This window comes from Rhizobium sullae, from assembly GCF_900169785.1.
Lineage (GTDB): Bacteria > Pseudomonadota > Alphaproteobacteria > Rhizobiales > Rhizobiaceae > Rhizobium > Rhizobium sullae.
In genome coordinates this window covers 46,582-63,885 of sequence record NZ_FWER01000015.1, presented here as the reverse complement: position 1 = coordinate 63,885, position 17,304 = coordinate 46,582, and the positions used below count along the sequence as shown (strand labels likewise).

Annotated in this window: 12 protein-coding genes; 8 read left to right on the top strand and 4 right to left on the bottom strand. The window is 59.5% G+C overall.

The window, feature by feature from the left end; translation table 11 throughout:
* The first annotated feature begins 1 nt into the window (after position 1).
* From tssM to BN1800_RS14990, 6 genes are all read left to right on the top strand, one after another.
* Complete coding sequence (gene tssM / locus BN1800_RS15015; RefSeq protein WP_086998850.1) at positions 2–3,532, top strand: type VI secretion system membrane subunit TssM; 3,531 nt, start codon at positions 2–4, stop codon at positions 3,530–3,532.
* A complete protein-coding gene (tagF, locus tag BN1800_RS15010; protein ID WP_086998847.1) occupies positions 3,514–4,059 on the top strand; it encodes a type VI secretion system-associated protein TagF in 546 nt (181 codons plus the stop codon). The genes tssM and tagF overlap by 19 nt, the downstream gene beginning before the upstream one ends.
* Entirely contained in the window at positions 4,059–5,159 is a 1,101-nt protein-coding gene (locus BN1800_RS15005; protein ID WP_086998844.1) for a DUF2169 family type VI secretion system accessory protein, read from the top strand. Before tagF ends, BN1800_RS15005 begins: the two co-directional genes overlap by 1 nt.
* Positions 5,156–6,178 (top strand): beta-ketoacyl synthase N-terminal-like domain-containing protein, encoded by a 1,023-nt coding sequence (locus tag BN1800_RS15000; RefSeq protein ID WP_086998841.1) that lies wholly within the window; start codon positions 5,156–5,158, stop codon positions 6,176–6,178. Before BN1800_RS15005 ends, BN1800_RS15000 begins: the two co-directional genes overlap by 4 nt.
* Positions 6,178–7,218, top strand: a complete 1,041-nt coding sequence (locus BN1800_RS42375; protein WP_244564508.1) for a DUF4150 domain-containing protein — start codon at positions 6,178–6,180, stop codon at positions 7,216–7,218. The genes BN1800_RS15000 and BN1800_RS42375 overlap by 1 nt, the downstream gene beginning before the upstream one ends.
* Positions 7,219–7,442: 224 nt before the next feature.
* Positions 7,443–8,123 (top strand): hypothetical protein, encoded by a 681-nt coding sequence (locus BN1800_RS14990; protein WP_086998838.1) that lies wholly within the window; start codon positions 7,443–7,445, stop codon positions 8,121–8,123.
* Positions 8,124–8,150: 27 nt separating this feature from the next.
* Here BN1800_RS14990 and BN1800_RS14985 read toward each other — a convergent pair whose 3' ends face one another.
* Genes BN1800_RS14985 through BN1800_RS14975 form a run of 3 tightly spaced genes read right to left on the bottom strand, consistent with a single transcriptional unit; the run spans position 8,151 to position 11,241 of the window.
* Positions 8,151–8,498, bottom strand: a complete 348-nt coding sequence (locus tag BN1800_RS14985) for a hypothetical protein (RefSeq protein WP_086998835.1) — start codon at positions 8,496–8,498, stop codon at positions 8,151–8,153.
* On the bottom strand, positions 8,498–8,923 hold the full coding sequence (locus BN1800_RS14980; protein WP_086998831.1) for a DUF6484 domain-containing protein: 426 nt from the start codon (positions 8,921–8,923) through the stop codon (positions 8,498–8,500). Before BN1800_RS14980 ends, BN1800_RS14985 begins: the two co-directional genes overlap by 1 nt.
* An 11-nt stretch (positions 8,924–8,934) precedes the next feature.
* Entirely contained in the window at positions 8,935–11,241 is a 2,307-nt protein-coding gene (locus tag BN1800_RS14975) for a type VI secretion system Vgr family protein (protein ID WP_086998827.1), read from the bottom strand.
* A gap of 283 nt (positions 11,242–11,524) precedes the next feature.
* On the opposite strand from BN1800_RS14975, the gene BN1800_RS14970 reads away from it, so the two are divergent.
* Entirely contained in the window at positions 11,525–13,666 is a 2,142-nt protein-coding gene (locus BN1800_RS14970) for a caspase family protein (RefSeq protein ID WP_086999285.1), read from the top strand.
* Positions 13,667–13,677: 11 nt separating this feature from the next.
* On the top strand, positions 13,678–14,265 hold the full coding sequence (locus tag BN1800_RS14965; protein ID WP_244564507.1) for a hypothetical protein: 588 nt from the start codon (positions 13,678–13,680) through the stop codon (positions 14,263–14,265).
* Here BN1800_RS14965 and BN1800_RS14960 read toward each other — a convergent pair.
* Positions 14,152–16,425, bottom strand: a complete 2,274-nt coding sequence (locus tag BN1800_RS14960) for a glycosyltransferase (RefSeq protein WP_244564506.1) — start codon at positions 16,423–16,425, stop codon at positions 14,152–14,154. The genes BN1800_RS14965 and BN1800_RS14960 overlap by 114 nt on opposite strands.
* Positions 16,426–17,304 lie beyond the last annotated feature (879 nt).

Sequence of the window (17,304 nt, the reverse complement as noted above, 5' to 3'; positions counted from 1 at the left end):
GATGGCGATCTTCCGTTTCCTCTGGGCTATCCTAACCTCGCGCTGGCTCTGGACCTTCATCGGGCTCGTGTTGCTGTCCCTGATCGTCTGGATCTTCGGCCCGATCGTCAGTGTCGGAGAGAGCGCGCCATTAGCGTCCGAGACGGTGCGATTGGTCATCATAGGCTTTCTCTTCGTTCTGTTCATCATCTGGTGGATCGCCGCACAACGCCGGGCAATCCGCGCCAACCGCCTTTTCGTTTCCGAAATCGCCCCGCCACCGGAAGCGCCCCCGAGCCCGGCTGAGGAAGGCGTCGCCTCCGTGGGCGCAAAGTTCCGGGAAGTGATGTCGGAGCTGAAACGCCACAAAATCGGCGGCCGAAAGTTTCTCCGGGAGATGCCTTGGTACGTGATCATCGGCCCGCCTGCGACCGGCAAGACAACGGCACTGCGGCAATCTGGGCTAAGCTTCCCCATCGACCTCTCCGACGATTTGCATGGCGTGGGCGGGACGCGCAACTGCGACTGGTTCTTTTCCGAAGAGGCGGTGCTGATCGACACCGCCGGCCGCTACGTTCAACAGGAAAGCCAACCCGACGTCGACGCAGCGGAATGGTTGGGCTTCCTCGATCTTCTGAAGAAGCACCGGGGCCGCCGGGCCTTGAACGGCGTCATCGTGGCACTCGCCATCGACACGCTTTTAGAAGGCGACGCGGCCATTCGCGCGCACGGCCGCCAGATCCGTAAACGGCTAACCGAACTTCAGGAACGGCTCGAGATCCGCCTGCCCGTCTACCTTATGCTGACCAAGGCCGATCTCATAAAGGGGTTCGAGACTTTCTTCGGAGGGCTGTCGACGGCCGATCGCGAGCAGGTCTGGGGAGCAACCTTCCCGCCCGGCGCGAGCATCGACGGCAGCGAAGTTACGCGGGAACTTGCAGCATTGGCTGGCGAGCTCGAACGACGCCTCGTTCCCCGTCTGGAAGGCGAAGAAAACCTTACCGCGCGCGCGGAGATATTTCGTTTCCCGGCACAGGTTGCGAGCCTCTCCGAGCCTATTCGCGTGCTGGTCGAAACCGTTTTCGGTGAAAGCCGCTATGCCGAAAGCGCCTGGTTGCGCGGTATCTATCTAACTTCCGCCACTCAGGAAGGCACGGCAATCGACCGGCTGACGGCAGCCCTCGCTTCCTCTTTCGGCCTTCCGGCACAGCCCGCCGGGCCGATGCTGCGGGTTGAGAAGCGCAGCTTCTTCCTGAAGGACCTGCTCACGAAAGTGATCTTCAAGGAGGCGGGTCTCGGCACGTTCGATCCTGCCGCAGAGGAACGGCGTATCTGGATATGGCGCGGCGCTGCAGTGGCCGCCGCGGCATTGGTTGTCGTCGCCGGCCTGGCCTTTACGGTTTCCTATCGGAAAAACAGCGCCGCTCTTTCGGCACAGGCCGAACAGCTGGAGGCCCTGCAGCTTCCGCTCACTCCGGTCGCTGCACGTCAGGCGCCGCTGGAACCGCTCGACCTGGATGTGGCGCTCGAGGCCGCAACCGAAGTATCGAATGCCCGGACCGAGCCGCCAGGCGGGATTGCTGCGTTGATCGGCCCTTCCGCGGCGACCGAGATCAGACAGGCGCAGGAGGACGCCTATCACCGCTCGCTTCGCAACATATTGGAGCCACGCATGGTTGCGCTGCTCGAGGCGACGATGTGGCGTCAGATCCGTGACCCGGAGTTCCTTCTCGGCGCCTTGAAGACGTATCGCATGATGACCGGATTGTCGCCGATGGACCCCGAATTCGCCAAGCAATGGTGGACGGAGCGGCTGCCCGAATTCGCGCCTGCGCCGCCCTTCCGGACCGAGATGGCTGCCGACCATCAACTCGCCGCAATCGATAACATGGCGGCGGATCAAGCGCTTATCCAGCCAGATGAGGCGCTGGTGGGCGAAGCATTGCGGAGCATCTGCTCAATTCCGCTTCCAGTGCGTGCCTATAATGCATTGCTCTCAGATCCGGAGGTCACAGCACTTAAAGATTGGATCCCGGCGGACCATGTCGGCCCAAACGGCCTTAAGGTTCTCGCGCGACGCTCGGACAAGACCCTTAGAGTGGGCATCAGCGGCGCCTTCACCTATGACGGCTTTCACAACGGAATTCTTGCACGGCTGGAGGACGTCGCCACTCAGGCTGCGCTCGATCGCTCCGTCTTTGCCGGAGGGTGCTCGGAAAATGCCAGCCCGTCGGTCGCCGCGCTTTCCCAGGACATCCTCAAGCTTTACTACGACGATTATATCGCGAAGTGGGACAGCTTTCTGCGCGACGTAAGGCTCGCGCCGCTGGCAGACCTGCAGACGGCGAGCGAAAACCTCAAGGATCTCTCCAGCGCAGATTCCTCGATGAAGCGACTGCTGAACGCCGTCGTCCAGGAAACCGAACTTACCCGTTCCGAAGATGACGCTGGGGGCAAAGTCCCTCCGGCAGCAGCTTCCAAGCTTTTGTCCAAACTCGGCAAGATCGGCAAGCTTGCCAAAAAGGGCGTGAAGCTGATGCCCGCCCCCGGCTCCAAGGCTGAAGTGGACCTCTCGGGCGTGCTGGTGGCCGAGCATTTCAAACCCATCAAAGCCGCGATCGCCGAGGTCGACGGCCAACCTCCAGCACTCAACGACGCCGTTGCGGCGCTCACTGCGCTCTCGAACATGCTGCAGACCGTATCGGCAAGTCCCGATGCCGAGGATGCAATAAAGCGACAAGGCGGCTTGGCGGAACTCACAGGGGCGGTGGCAAAACAGGCCATGACCCTCCCTGACCCGCTCGACGACTGGCTGGCCGGCATCGCCGGCGACACGAGCGGCCTTACAACGGAAGCGGTCACCTCTGAACTTAACGCCATCTGGCGCGCCGATGTGCTGCCTTTCTGTCAGGCGGCGCTGGCGAACCGCTATCCGTTCATCCCTGACAGCGCAATCGATGTCAACGTGGTCGACTTTGCGCGGGTCTTTGGTCCGGGCGGGCTGATTGACAGCTTCATCAACAATCAGCTGATCAACTACGTCGACATGACGCGTCACCCCTGGAAATGGCGTGCGGACATCCGGCTCGATTCGTCGGCCTTAGCGGCCTTGGAACAGGCCCGGCTGATCCGCGACAGCCTCTTTCCAGGTGGTGCCGGACCGATCCTGACCTTTACGCTCGAGCCCAAGGACCTTTCGCCGACCGTCGGCCGCGTGACGCTGAACGTCGACGGCCAGAGCCTCACCTATTTCAACAACCCAACTCGCCCGCAGCCAATGACGTGGCCGGGCAAGGATGGGACGGGCGTAATTACCCTCGCCTTCCAGCCCCTCGACGGCTCGCCGGAAGTGATGGTCAGCGAGACCGGGAGCTGGGCTTTCCTGCGGATGCTGCGTGCCGGCCGGCTGAGCGGGACCGAACTTCCGGAACTCTACAAGCTGCGGCTTGCCGCACAGGGCCACTACGCCGATTTCGAGCTTCGGGCCGCGAGCGTGGCCAATCCCTACGACCTGAAAATGTTTGCGAGGTTTTCGTGCCCGACGCGACTGTGATCCTGCCAGGCTTCTTCGGAAAACTGCCCGCGAAGGGGGATTTTGTCACGCGCGGTCTGCCGGCCTCCTTCGTTGGCGCGTGGGACCGCTGGATCAGCCGACATCTGGTTCACCGATTTTCGCAGCGTTCGGTGTCGGCTCGTCCGGGGTTGCGATTTATCCTCGGGCCAGAAGCCTTCGGACCCATGACCGGCGTGGTGATGGCAAGCGCCGACCGCGCTGGCCGGCGGTTTCCCTTGACCATCGCGGCTGTGCCGCCGACCGTCACCGCTGAAATCGCCACCCTCGCCACAGACTGGCTCGATGCGCTGGAAGCTGCGGGAAAGTCTGCGCGCGACGGCGAGATGGACAGTGACGGACTGGCTGCCCGCCTTGCGTCCCTGCCCTATCCCGCGATGACCGTGTCCGGCGACCCGGTCCGGCGCATGGCATTGTGGACGGGCCAGTGCAAGGCAATCGAGGTTGATCCTGGCGCACCTGAAGCAGCGCTCCGCCACTTCTTCCCCGAAGGTTTGGAGGCTGGCTGATGCAAATCTGGAACCAAACCGGCTTTCCGACCGAATTCACGATGGGCATGGACAAAGAGGGCCGCGAGTACATCGTCGTCGTCGTCAAGGGAACCTTCAACTTTCCAGAAACGCCGGGCGGCCCTGAGCAAAAATCTTCTGTGCAGGTGCCGCTGGTGATGGCAGACACGCATACGGGTGAACCGGGTTTTTCGGCCACCCTCTGGGAGTCGGACTTTGCTTTTCGAAAGCCCCGATGCGACATCATCGCCAATGGATGTGCCTATGCTCCCGGGGGGCGTCCGGCCGACCGTGTCAGCGTCGGAATCAAGGTTGGCAACTGGTCAAAGGTCTTCGATGTGGTCGGGCATCGCGAATGGCGCGCCCGCGGACCGATCTTCGTTGCCACTGCCCCGCAACTCTTCCTGCGTCAGCACATCTCCTACGACACGGCGTGGGGAGGCACCGACCGCCTCGACCCGGACGACAAGCTGCCCGCAAGCTACCCGCTCAACCCGGTCGGCATCGGCTGGGCGCGCACGCGCAACCAGCACCTGATCCCGGGCTTGCGCCTGCCCAACACGCAGGCGGTCGGCGAGGAAGTGCGCTCACCGTTCGGCGACTACCGCCCGATGAGTTTCGGGCCGATGGGGCGCGGCTGGCCAGGCCGGATCGAATATGGCGGCACCTATGACGACAACTGGACGAAAAACATCTTCCCGTTCCTGCCGTCCGATTTCGACGAACGCTATTTTCAGATGGCGCCGCCTGACCAGCAGATAGACCCGCCGAGGGGCGGCGAGGAAGTTGTGCTCATCAATCTCACAGCGGCCGGCCGGGAGCGTTTCCAGTTGCCTGGAACCGGACTCCCGATGACCCTCTTCAAGGGTCCCGAGAAGACTTTTGAAGCCGAAATTCTGCCGGACACTGTTTTGTTCGACCCCGACAACCGTCGTTTTTCATTGGTTTGGCGGGTTTCGCAACGCATCCACCGGACAATCCTCGACTTTAGCGAATGCTGGGTTGGGCCGCCGACCGAATCCATGCGGCGAGCACGTGCTGCGGGTCGACGCTACATCCGCGCCGGCGGGTCAGAAAAAGTGGAGGAAGAAGAGGTTTGAGCGTTCCAATCGACATCGTTTCTGTCGGCATGGTGACAGCCGTCGGCCTCGACACACCTTCCGCTTGCGCAGCGATGCGCGCCCGCCTGGACGGATTTCAGGAGACGCGCTTCCTGGGATCCGGCGGAGGTTGGCTGATCGGAGCTCCCGTGCCGCTGCCACGCAACTGGATCGGCGAAAAGCGTATAGCTCATCTAGCGGCAGGCTCGATCTGCGAAGCCTTCGAGGCCGTTCCGCAAGCACGCGGTCAGGCCGCCCTTATTCTCTGCCTTGCCGAGGAGGACCGGCCCGGCCGCCCTGCGCCCGATGGCGTGCGCCTCCTTGGCCGCATAGCTGAGATCGTGGAAAGCCAGCCGCACGGCCGGTCTAGGATAATTGCCCATGGGCGTCCGTCGGGACACGTCGCCCTCGAGCAGGCGCGGCGGATACTCTCGGCCGGCGAGGCTCCCTATGTGATGATCGTCGGCGTCGACAGCTATTTAACGGCGGGGGCCATTGCTCGCTACCTCGCTGACAATCGCCTGCTGACCCCGGACAATCCCAATGGCTTTATACCGGGAGAAGCGGCAGCAGCCGTGCTATGTACCCGCTCGCAGAGCAGCGGGCTTCGTCTCTTTGGGCTGGGCCTCGCTCGTGAGCGAGCGTACATCTACAACTCCGATGATCTTCCGCTCCGCGGCGACGGAATGATGTCGGCTTATCGCGAAGCCCTCGACGAAACTGGCATCGAGATGAACCGGCTCGGCTACCGCATCTCCGATCTTATCGGAGAGCAGTATTGGTTCAAACAGAGTGCGCTGGCCAGCCTGCGCCTCGTCCGCGGTGCTCATGAGTTTCAGGACATCTGGAGCCCTGCCGAATCGCTTGGCAATGTCGGCGCTGCCGTGGTTCCGCTGATGGTTGGAATGGCCTTCACTGCCGCCCGCAAGGCATACGCCGCCGGCAACCCGGTTCTGATCGAAGCCTCTAATGATTTCGGCGCCTGCGGCGCAGCGATTATGGCGGCGAGGACCGCTTAATGTCCAACGTCTTCGCAAATGGACTTGAAATCTCTGGTAAGGCCGTGAACGCGCAAACTATCGCGGCCTTCCCGGATGTCTGCTTCACCCCGCCTCAAACCCCGGCCACCCCACCCGGTGTACCCATCCCCTACCCTAGCTTCGGAGTGGCCGCTGACACTGAGAACGGTACCGGCACTGTCAAGATCGGAAGTAAGGAAGTCAACATCAAGAACAAGTCCGACGAAAAGCGGACCTCCGGCACCGAAGCGGGTTGCGCGCCGAAGAAGGGTATCATCACATCGAAGAATACCGGCAAGAAATATTTTCACAAGTGGTCGCCCGACGTGAAGTTCGAAGGCGAGCCGGTGATCAGATTTACTGATCTGGCGACGCACAATCATGCGAGCCCCCAAGGACAGACTCCCCCATGGCCCGAATTGGCCAAACTCAACCCGGGATGGACTAATACGTGCGACAAGGTCTACGCCGAATACATGACGACGTACGATCCGAACTCTTGCAAGACGCCAGAGTATCAAGCACATCACATCGTCGACAACGCCTGCTTCGCCCGGCCGGGCGGGCGAGTCGAGACCATGGAGTCCTTTAAAGACGGGCCGAAGCTGGGCAAGCGCGCGTGGAAGGTACTCAAGAACCTCTTTCAGAAGGGGAGCCAACATCCGGGCCGCAAGTATCACGAGGGCGATGCGCCGAGCATTTGCCTACGTGGCGACCGGTTCAAGAACCCACGCAGCCAGCATGCTAAGGCGCACAACATCTCCGACGAGATCGCTGCGAACCACCCCACCGCTCCTACGACCGGCAAGTGGACCTACAAGGAAGCCCGCCAAGCCGGCCTAGAATCCATACAGAAGGCGGCAAGTTTGACCGACCGCGAAACCGAGTGCGTCGGTTACATGCTGGATGCGTACTACAAGCAAAAACTCGGATGTACAGATACGACCGAGGTCAGGGCTCCAGGCACGCAACCATCGACCGGCCAGACGTTCGATACCGGCAGAGGCGTCATGGCTTCGATGAGCCCTCGTCCTTTGTGAGGTCGGCCAAACATCGACAACCTTCAGATGGAGTGCAGGAAATGTTGCTTAACACCCCGGACGAACTCGGCATCAAGCTAGTTATAGCTTCAGAAGAAGCTCGGTCTTTCGCGCTTTGCCATCCAGGTCTGGACGGCCCCCCCAATTTGTCGACGAGCGTAGTCATCCAAGTCGATCCACCCGGGTTCCGAGTGGTTCGCGTGTTTGATACCGAGATCGTTAGCATGGCCACACTCGCAGGGACACTCTATTGCGTCGACCGCCTGCAGCATGTCTACGAGTATACCGAGGGTACCTGGAACGACATCGCCAACCCGGACCTTCGCCCCTACAGAATTAACGACATGCGCGTAGTCAACGGCGAGCTCTTCGGCATTGGCAACGACCAGATGATCTTTCTGTGGAAGGCAAATACCTGGGTTCCAATTACCGAAGAGAAGAAGAGCCTGTACCTCTACGACATCGCGGATTGGGGTGCGAACGGACATATCATTTCTGGCGAAGCTGGGTTTTTGGCAATCCTGAAGGATCGCGCGCTCCATCGGATAGAATTGCCGACAAATGCAGACATAACGTGTGTTTTGCCACTGTCGGCAGAGCGCGTGCTTGTAACCGGATGGGACGCGACGGCGATGTTCGTCGGGCTGAACGAAGTCGTGTCAATCGATGCCGGAGCGCGAGAGCTAAACTTTCTCAATGCGGTCCGGTGGGACTCGAAAGTCCTGATCGCCGCCGAGGATGAAATCCTCGTATTGAAAGGCGATACTGTTGAAACCTTTGCGACAGAGCGCGCTGCACTTCTCAGCACGATTGGTGAGCGATTGTGGCGCCAAGGGGCTGACGGCATAGCATATCTCGATCCAGGCAAGGAATGGGTGCCGATGCCGCTCTCGGCCGATGTGTGATGATATCCTAGCAAGTAATCGTGGTTCCTAAGCACTTCTAAGCCCGGCCGCTAGATAGTTCCTCACCTTTTCCAGATCCAACCGTGCCACATTTAAATTTTCTGCCCCCGGCATCAACATCCTCAGCACAAACAACTCCCCAGCCTCCGGAAACTCGGCGTACCGCTCCTTTGCAATTTCCAGCCCCGCCTGCCCCGCCACTCTGAGCCCGTCGAGGTGCGCCTCAAGCCGCTCGACGAGGCGTGCAAGCCGCTCCTCGTCCATGTCGGGGTTCTCGTCCGGATGAAGCAGGTGGTAATCGTAGACAGTCCACAGGTATGCCGCCATCTCGGCATGCTGTCGGACGATTTCGCGAAGAACAGGCGCAGCAGGCATCAGTTGAGGTTCACCGAGCCGCCACGAATGCGGTTTGCGGCGCTGGCGTGGCTTGTCACATAGGTGCCGCGGATCGTGATATGGCCATCCTTTTCCATGATGATTGTCGCCTTGCCGCAACGAAGCTCGATGCGCTCCTCGCCCGTGATCCGCACGCGCTCTCCATCACGAACGACATTTGGCGTCGAAGACTTGCGCGCCGGCTCCACGATCCGGCCGACGATCAGCGGCCGCAACGCGTCTCCGCCTTCGAAGAGCAGCGCGACCTCGGCGCCGATCATTGCCGATGTGAGGTCGCACAAGCTTCGTGCGGGCAATGCAGTATCCCGGGGGTTGCCGGGAAAGACCACCAGTGGCGCACCGGCGTCGAAACCCAGCAGCACGCCGATCACCACTCCTTCGATACGTTCCCGTGTCTCGAACATTTGAAAACCCCTCAATTATGACTGATCTTGCTGCCCTTCCAAACGACCTCACCGGACGCCTTGCCGTTGAACTTGCCCGTGGCCCTGACCGAAATATCCTTGCCTTCGATCGAGATCGTGCCGTCCTTCTTCATTGCAATGGCCGCCGAGCCGCACTTGATGACCACCGAGTCGCCGGCTTCGATCAGCAGATCCTTTCCGATCTTGATCAGCCCATCCTCTCCGACCTCGACTGCGCTTCCTTTGGCGACCTTCACCATCCGGGCGCCTCCAATCTCGGTCGCATCATCCTCGCCGATCTTGGCGCTGCGGCCCTTGCCGATCTCGCTCGTCTGTCCGCCGCCAATCTCGATGCTTTGATTAGTGCCGATCTCCCAGCTGTCGGATGTACCGATGTCATGGCTCTGGCTGATCCCAACACTGACCGATCGCGTCGCGCCGATGGTGTTCATCTGTGCCGCGCCGACGGTTCTGGTCTCTGCGGCCCCGACCGTATCGATCCGCGCCGCGCCGACGGTGACCGTCTGGACGATGCCGACAGTCTGGGTGTGGTTGGAACCAATCGTCTCGGTGGAATTTGCGCCGATACCGATCGTCTCGTCAGCGCCGACGGTGAGAGAGCGATTGATGCCTACCGTCTCGGTGTCATTGGAGCCGATGTTCACTGTGCGGTCGACGCCCACCTTTGTCGTCTTGTTGTTGCCGACATCCTCGTCGAGGTTCACCCCGACTGAATGCTTGGCGTTGTTGTCGATGCGGTCGGACTGGTCATGTTGGACGAGCTTGCCGCGGTCGTTCTTGATCAGCAGGTTGTGGTCCTTCTGCGCCTGGAAATAGACCTCTTCGGATCCTGCCTTGTCCTCGAAACGCAGTTCGTTCCAACCGCCCCCGCCGGGCGAGGAATTCGTCTTCAATCCGGACTGGGTGGCATTTCCCGGAAGCTCATAGGGAGGCATCTCCTTGCCGTTATAGACCCTGCCAGTGATAATGGGCCGGTCGGGATCTCCCTCGAGGAAATCGACGATCACCTCCTGGCCGATGCGGGGGATCTGGATAAAGCCCCAGCTCCCGCCACCCCAGGTTTGCGAGACCCGCACGAAGCAGGAACTGTTCTGGTCCTTCTTACCGAGGCGGTCCCAGTGAAACTGTACCTTCACCCGCGCATATTTGTCGGTGAAGATTTCCTCGCCCGAAGGGCCGACAACCGTCGCGGTTTGCGGGCCCCGCATGATCGGTCGGGGCGTGGTTCGCGCCGGCCGATAAGTGACGGAGGTCGGAGCAACGTGGAGCGCCGCGCGGAAAGTTTCTTCGCCCGCAAAACCGGCGGGGCGGTAGCCAGGATCGAACAAGCGGTAGTCGGCGCTGAGGACCACATGGTCCGTGTTCTGATCCTTGCGCGGGAAATTTTCCAGTTTGAAGGTGCAGCCCGAAGCCAGTCCCCGCAAAGTGCCGGCGGCGGCGATACGCTGATGGGCTGCCTGAAGCTCCTCGCGACGCACCACGGCAATTGCGTCGCCGCGGCCAACCGTCAGATGGGCGCCGGGATGGCGATAGTGCTCGCCCTGTGATTCCGCGTGAGCAAAGGGCTGCGCCGATTGCGCCATCAGGTCGGCGCCGGGCTTGGTGAAGTCGAAGTCCGTATGAGCATAGGTACCCGGGTGAACAGAACTGGTTGACACCCATTCCGTGATATATTCCTGGTCTCGGCGCAGTGGTTCTCCTTCGGCGCGGAACTTGACCGTCGCATAACCCGGCGCAGGCTTCAGCTTGTTCATGGCGTCGGCAAGAATGAGGGTGTGCTCTCCCTCGCCATATTCGAAGAAATACATGATGCCTTCATGCTCAAGCAGCCGCTGCACGAAATCCAGGTCGGTTTCGTCATACTGCACGCAGTATTCCCGTGCCTCGTAGGAACCCTGCAGCCGCTTCTCGAATTTGGCGGGCTTATATTTCGAGAATATTTCCTCGACGATTTCCACCACACTCATGTTCTGGAAGATGCGGCAGTCAGTGGTGTTGCCCAGCAACCAAAGCCAAGGCCGCAGCTCCGCCTCGTAATAGGCAAATCCTTCTTCGATGCGGGTCAGGCGGAAGTCTGATACGAGCCCGCTGAACCACCGTTTCGGGTCTCCTGCCTCGCCTTCAACCGAAATTGGCTTTCCGAGAAGCCTCAGGGCATCGACGTTCGCGTCGGGGCTGACGAATCCAACGGTGAAGGCAAAACACCTGCTGATCTCATCATGGCCAACAAGGTGCGTGAAGGTCAGCGTCTCTGGTCCAAGCGGCGTCTGGACGGTTGTCTTGCGTTCTTCGGCCATGCGGAGAGTGCCCCTGTTCGTGACGCCGGCAGTCCTGGATCATGAGCCTATCATAAAGACCCGCCACCTCGAAAGCAGCATGGCAATAGCACCGGGTTTATCCTCTCGGGGCAAAGAATTCGGCCAGAAACGCGTCAGTCTGAATTCGCGATGCCATTGGAAGCGGCTTTCGCTGGCATTGATCCTTTACCCCCATGCCAAGGTCCAAAAATTGCATTACTATGGAGGCATTATTCTTACCTCTCGTCAGGACTACGAAGTCAACAATCTGGGCTTACCTGCCATGATGCAAAGAAGTTCCTGCTTTCGGCCGAAGTGGATTTTCCTGATCCCGCTGTTGGCGCTGTTCTTAACGGCATTCTCGCAGATGGCCCATGCGGAGCGGCGAGCCGCCATCGTGGTGGGGAATGGCGAATACGAGTTTGCGCCTCTCGCTAACCCGAAAAACGATTCCAAGCTGATTGCCGCGACGCTCACGGAGCTTGGTTTCGATGTCCTCCTTTTCTACGACGTCAAGAAGGCCGCTCTCAGCGACCTCGAAAATGCCACCCGCGCCCATCTTCTCGGCGCTGATCTGGCTATCCTCTACTACGCGGGACATGCGCTGCAATACGAAGGGCGAAGCCTGCTGCTACCCGTCGATGTAAGGACCGGATCGGCCAAAGAAGTGGTCGACGACGCCATGGTTCTCAATGACCTCATAGACATCGTCAAGGACGACCCGGTCGGCGTCAAGCTGATCATTTTGGACGCCTGCCGCAACAACCCACTGACCTCGGAAAAGGGACTGCAGCAGGGCTTGGCAAATATCGAGGCCGGCTCGGGTCAGGTCCTCATCGCCTTCGCCACAGGCGCCGGCGAAGTGGCTTACGACGGCACCGGAGTGAACAGCCCTTATTCTTTGGCGCTGGCCAATGCGCTTCAGCAGCCGGGCCTCGACATCTACGACACGTTCAGAACAGTGCGTGGAGACGTGCGCCTTGCCACCAGCGGATCGCAAATACCGTGGATCACAGGCTCGATCGAAACCAAATTCGTCCTGAAGCCGGGCGGCGCCGACGAGCCAGCACCCGAGGTCCCGGGGGGCGATGGCGCGCTGACTATTGACCAGGTCCTGTGGTATTTCATTCAAGACAGCGCGGATCCAACGGATTTCGAACGTTTCGCCAAAGTGTTTCCGAAGAGCCAGCTTGCGGCCGAAGCGCTCAAACGCAGCAGTCTCCAGGTTGCAGAGTTGCAGAAGCGCGGGCTGTTTGTCAGCGGCGCACTTGCCGCCACCCCGATTTCAACCGAGCCGCCGTCCGATGAGGCTACTGCAGCCGCTGGAGCGGAGTTTATTTTTCAGCAGGCTGGCGAGCGCGCCGTCAGCGAGACTTTTCGTGTCTGGCCACGCGAAATGCCCGACACACAAAGCGGCATGAAGACGCTCGTTACGGATTGCGACCTATATGCAGCCGATCCAAACGATCCTCAACGCGTGGTACCCGGCGTTACGAACGGGCTGGTGAACGTCCGCGACGGGCTGCGCTCCTGCGGCTATGCGCTCGCTGCAGATCCCAGCAACCCACGCCTGCAGTTTCAGTTAGCCCGCGTCCTCGAAATAGCGAAACGCTATGACTGGGCGGAGCATTTCTACGAACTTGCCAGCCAGCAGCAATACAGCGCCGCATTCGTCAATCTCGGTTACATGGCCCGGGCCGGTATCGGCCGCGAGGTCGATTACAAGCGTGCCTTGGACTTCTACATGAAGGCGGCACCGCTCGGAAATCTCAGAGCAAGGACGAATGTGGGAACGGCTTACATCCGCGGTCAAGGCGTGCCTCAAAATCCCGAAGAGGGGATCCTGTGGTACAGACTTGCAGCATCAAGCGGCTGGTCGAATGCGATCACTGCGCTCGGCGACAGCTTCCGTCGCGGTACCGGCGTGAAGAAAGATGATGTAGAGGCGACGAGGCTTTATGCCGCGGCGGCCGATGCCGGTCAGATCGACGCCATGACCAATCTCGGCCGTGCCTATGTCAGCGGCTTGGGTGTCAAGAAAGATGTCAAGCGGGGTTTTGATCTGATGATCCGCGCGACGGAAATAGGTAACCAATATGCGCCCTTCTACGCAGCACGCCTTCTCGTGAAGGGCGAAGGCAAAGTTCCTCGCGATGCCAATCGCGCACTTACCCTGTTGGAACTGTCAGCACGCCGAGGCTTCGAGGACGCCTATCTCGAACTTGCCAAGGGTTACGCGGAGGGTGGTTTTAGCCGTGGAAAGCCGGATTTGCAGAAGGCATATTTTAACGCAACGCTCGCCACTCGTTTCAAGGTCGAAGAGGCAGAACGGACCAAGTCTTCGGTGGGTGAAAAACTGAACGCTGCCACCCGAAAGGAAATCGAAGGAGAAGTCGAACTTTTTGTTCAGCAAAATGGACTTTGAGGAACACAGGAATGGCTTTGCGCTGGATTATAGACAAAGTTGGCTGGTTTTCGCCGTTCGGCAGGCGCAAGAGAATTGGGAGGATCGTCGATACGGCCGATGAAGAGGACAGCCTTCTTTATGTCCTGCAAGATCCGGTGGAGGAGGCCAGGCCCAGGAGCCTTATCTCTGTCCTCGGCATGATGCCGGCCAATCTTCCCGAGATTCTTGATACGGCCATGGAGGCCTGCAGGGCTAATGGCGAATTTCCTGTTGTCGTTCTGTCAGAGCTGCGTCCCGATCTGATCGCTGCAAGTTCCGCCCCTTTGGAATTTCTCCCTACCCGGAGCTATCTGCCTTCGCTCTCCCCCGAAATCTATGGCAGATACGCTCGCCGGCGCTGGTCATTGATCCTCGCGAAATGGGACATCTCCAACGAAATCGCACTTTCATCAACCATCGACGAGTTTCTTGCCGACCAGGTGAGCGCCGATGCGTCCCTTAGTTCACCTGCGAGCAATCGAGGCATGCAGCGGGCGGTCAGCGCGGATACTGAAGACAAGCTGCTCGATCGCATTCGCGGCCATGGCGGCGCCATTGACGTAACTCACGCGAGCTAATCGTCGGCGAACCTCGGTGCGGAAGGCGTCAGATAGTGCCAGGTCGAGGGTTGTCTCCACACGATCCAACTCCGAGTACCGCAGGCAGAGACCCAAGCCTGCTGTTTGGGCATAAACAGCGCGAAGATGCTGGTCATCCATTTCCGGAGCTTCATTGGGCACGAAGATCGAAGGGATTCCTCCCAAGATGCTTTCATGGAAGCTGTTATACCCGGCGGTGGTGACAAGAAGATCGATCGCGCTGCCATATTCAGCCAAGGGGTAAATGCTTGTGCGCAAAACGCCCCGCCATTCCTGCTTGGAAGGTTTCGCGAGCGGATTGAGAATCTGAACTGTTTGTATATTCCGCCTCACCAGGCCGGCGAAAATTAGGCCGGGCAAATCCTCAAAGTCAAAGTTGCGTTGCGAGCCTAGTTGTACCGCGACGGTGAAGCGGCCAGGGTCGACGCCTAGCTTGTCGGCAGCTTCGCTCCTGGGCAGTCGCGTCCCTGGATCCAACAGAAGCAGAGGGGGGACGGCAACAGATCCCACCATATCGCGGGTCGGACCATGGTCTTCGTCATGAGCAAATTCGCCCGGCTCGATCACCATATCGAATATATCCTGGGAACCTGGATCAAAGTCGTGGTCAAGGCGCCACAAGGCACGCCGGATCCAAATCCAGGCTAGGTCGCGACGGCTTTCGGCAACGGCAATCAATCCTGGAAACGGCCTGTTCCCATCGAACACCACCGCCGAAACATCAAACGACTCCACGGCCGTCAGTAGCTCTTGCGCATATGCCCTATTCCAACTGTCGTCCGTTACTCCGATCGCCAAGCCGGAAGGAGTGTAGTCAACAGCGTGACCTCGCGCATAAGCCAACGCGGATCCGGACGATCGGGTAAAGAAAATAGGATCCGTGTCATCGGGCAGACGCTCTGCGATAGCCATCAGACGCGTGATATGTCCGAGCCCAATACCGTTTGTCGCGACGAAAAGTATCCGCCGCTTTTTGCCCATACGCCGCGACAATGATCCTGGCGCTTTGTCTTCGGCGGTTTTGCCAGTTAGATAGCGCTTGCCCGCGGTTCGGCTGCATTTCAGGGCGGAGGGGCTGGACAGTTCAAGATCATCGCAGAGGCGCGCCATGCGTTGCGGGTATTGATCGATCGCAAACTTTCTCCGGACAAGCTCTCGCGCGGCATTTGATTGTTGGAGATAGGTCGAAGGTGAGGCGACAAATCGCTCGATGACGTTCCGCGTTTCGGCAACGTTGCAATAAACGGCGCCATCTTCGAAGAGGCTTTCAAATGAAGGATCGAGCATCGTCACCAAGCCGCTCGCCATTGCTTCCGCGATACATAATCCGAATGCTTCCACCCACCGCGGGCTGTGAAAATAAACATAAAAATCCAAGCGCCTGAGAAAGTCCGATACGCTGTTTTGCGCGAATGGACTGATCTGCCAGTTCGAGCCTATCCAGGGTTGGATTGACGTCGGGGCACCGCCCAACACCTTGATGGCGAAATTGGGTGTGTCGGGATAGGCTGCCCGTAGCTCATCTGCGGAACTGGGCCATTTCGCCGGGTCCGCTCTCGTGTGGCGCCCCACATTGATGGTGCCTGTTGGAGCTGTTCGCTGGGGAGATGCCCATTCAGCAAGGTCAATCATGTTCCACAAATCGTGCTGAAGCAGCGCAGGACTCTCGGTCCCAATACTGTCGAACTGGGATCGGACCTTCGGCCCAACAGGAGCAAACACGACCGGAACACCAAAGAGCCGATCCAACACGCGTTCCACGACTCCCAGATCGTATTGGGGAACGCGATTGCCATCGAACAGAGGATGATGGACCACACAAACGACGCGGCGAGGCTGCAAACGCACTGGCGAACGCGGCATTCGCTCGAACACTGCAGGATGGTGAGCCAGAAGAATGTCGCAGGTCGCCTCTTCGGATCCTGTGAGCCAAACAGTATTCGATTGCTCGATAACTGCGGCTGTACGACTGTCGAAGACGCCGAGCTCACGCGTGCGCTGCCCCAAAAAAGGCAGCAGGCCACAGCTCACCCCCCACTGATTCGCCGCCTTCAGCTCGGCTCTCAGTGCGCTCGACGTACCGCCGTGAAAGCGCGGGTCAGCAGCATGAACAACGTCAAAATGCACAGCTAACCCCACGATTGTATCCGACGCTGAGCTTCGCGGCCTGCCGCCTATCCCTCAATGAGATCGAAGGGTATCCCCAGGTTTCCAGATGCGGCTGCACATTGCCCCTCGAAAAACGCAGTCTATGAAGCAGAGCAGACAGCGCTAGTAGACTCGCCGTCCCCAGAAGTCTCGCCGAGGTTGGGTCGCCAATTTCCGGACTGTGACAGGCTGCTTTTGAACCGTCGTCTTCACCCTCTCGACGGCCAAAGTCCCGTAGCAGCTGCGAGGATATTCAGCGAGGAAAGCCTGGTAGGATTGACGTGTATTCAGCCTTTGTGCCCGGCGCCAAGCGGCAGATTCAGCTGCGCTCGGCCGTGTGTTTTGACAGTTGCTGGCATTGGGTGGAGCCAATGTTAGGTTCGGCCAGGACGGCACACATCCCGTTAGAGCGACCGAGAAAAGGACGGCAATACGTTTCAGCATTGCGAGAACGCTCCAATCCAGGATAAGGCTAAAAACCCACAAGAAAGAGTAGAATAACTATTGCTAAATAACAAGCTCCGTAGATCACGGGGGCTTCCAACAGCCATCCGGTGCGACTAGTACTCAAGGTGAATTCGAGAGCCGCAAGATCATCGCCCACCATTCCCTCAGTGCCACGACGAGCCAGCGGGAGGGAACGCGACGGGATCCGTATAAACCTTCGCAATAAGAACGCCAGCGAGCGCCGAATGGGCTCCTGTTGCGTCTTAGCAGGGGACCGACTTCGACCAATTCGCATACCAGTCCCTCCGCGCCTGCCAAAAGGCGGTCTTCGGCTCATTGCGGACCCTTATTGCCTCCGGCGCAATCCACAGAGAGCTTGCGCCGGGGACGAGACGCGCGCGAAGCACACTTCTTCAACATGGA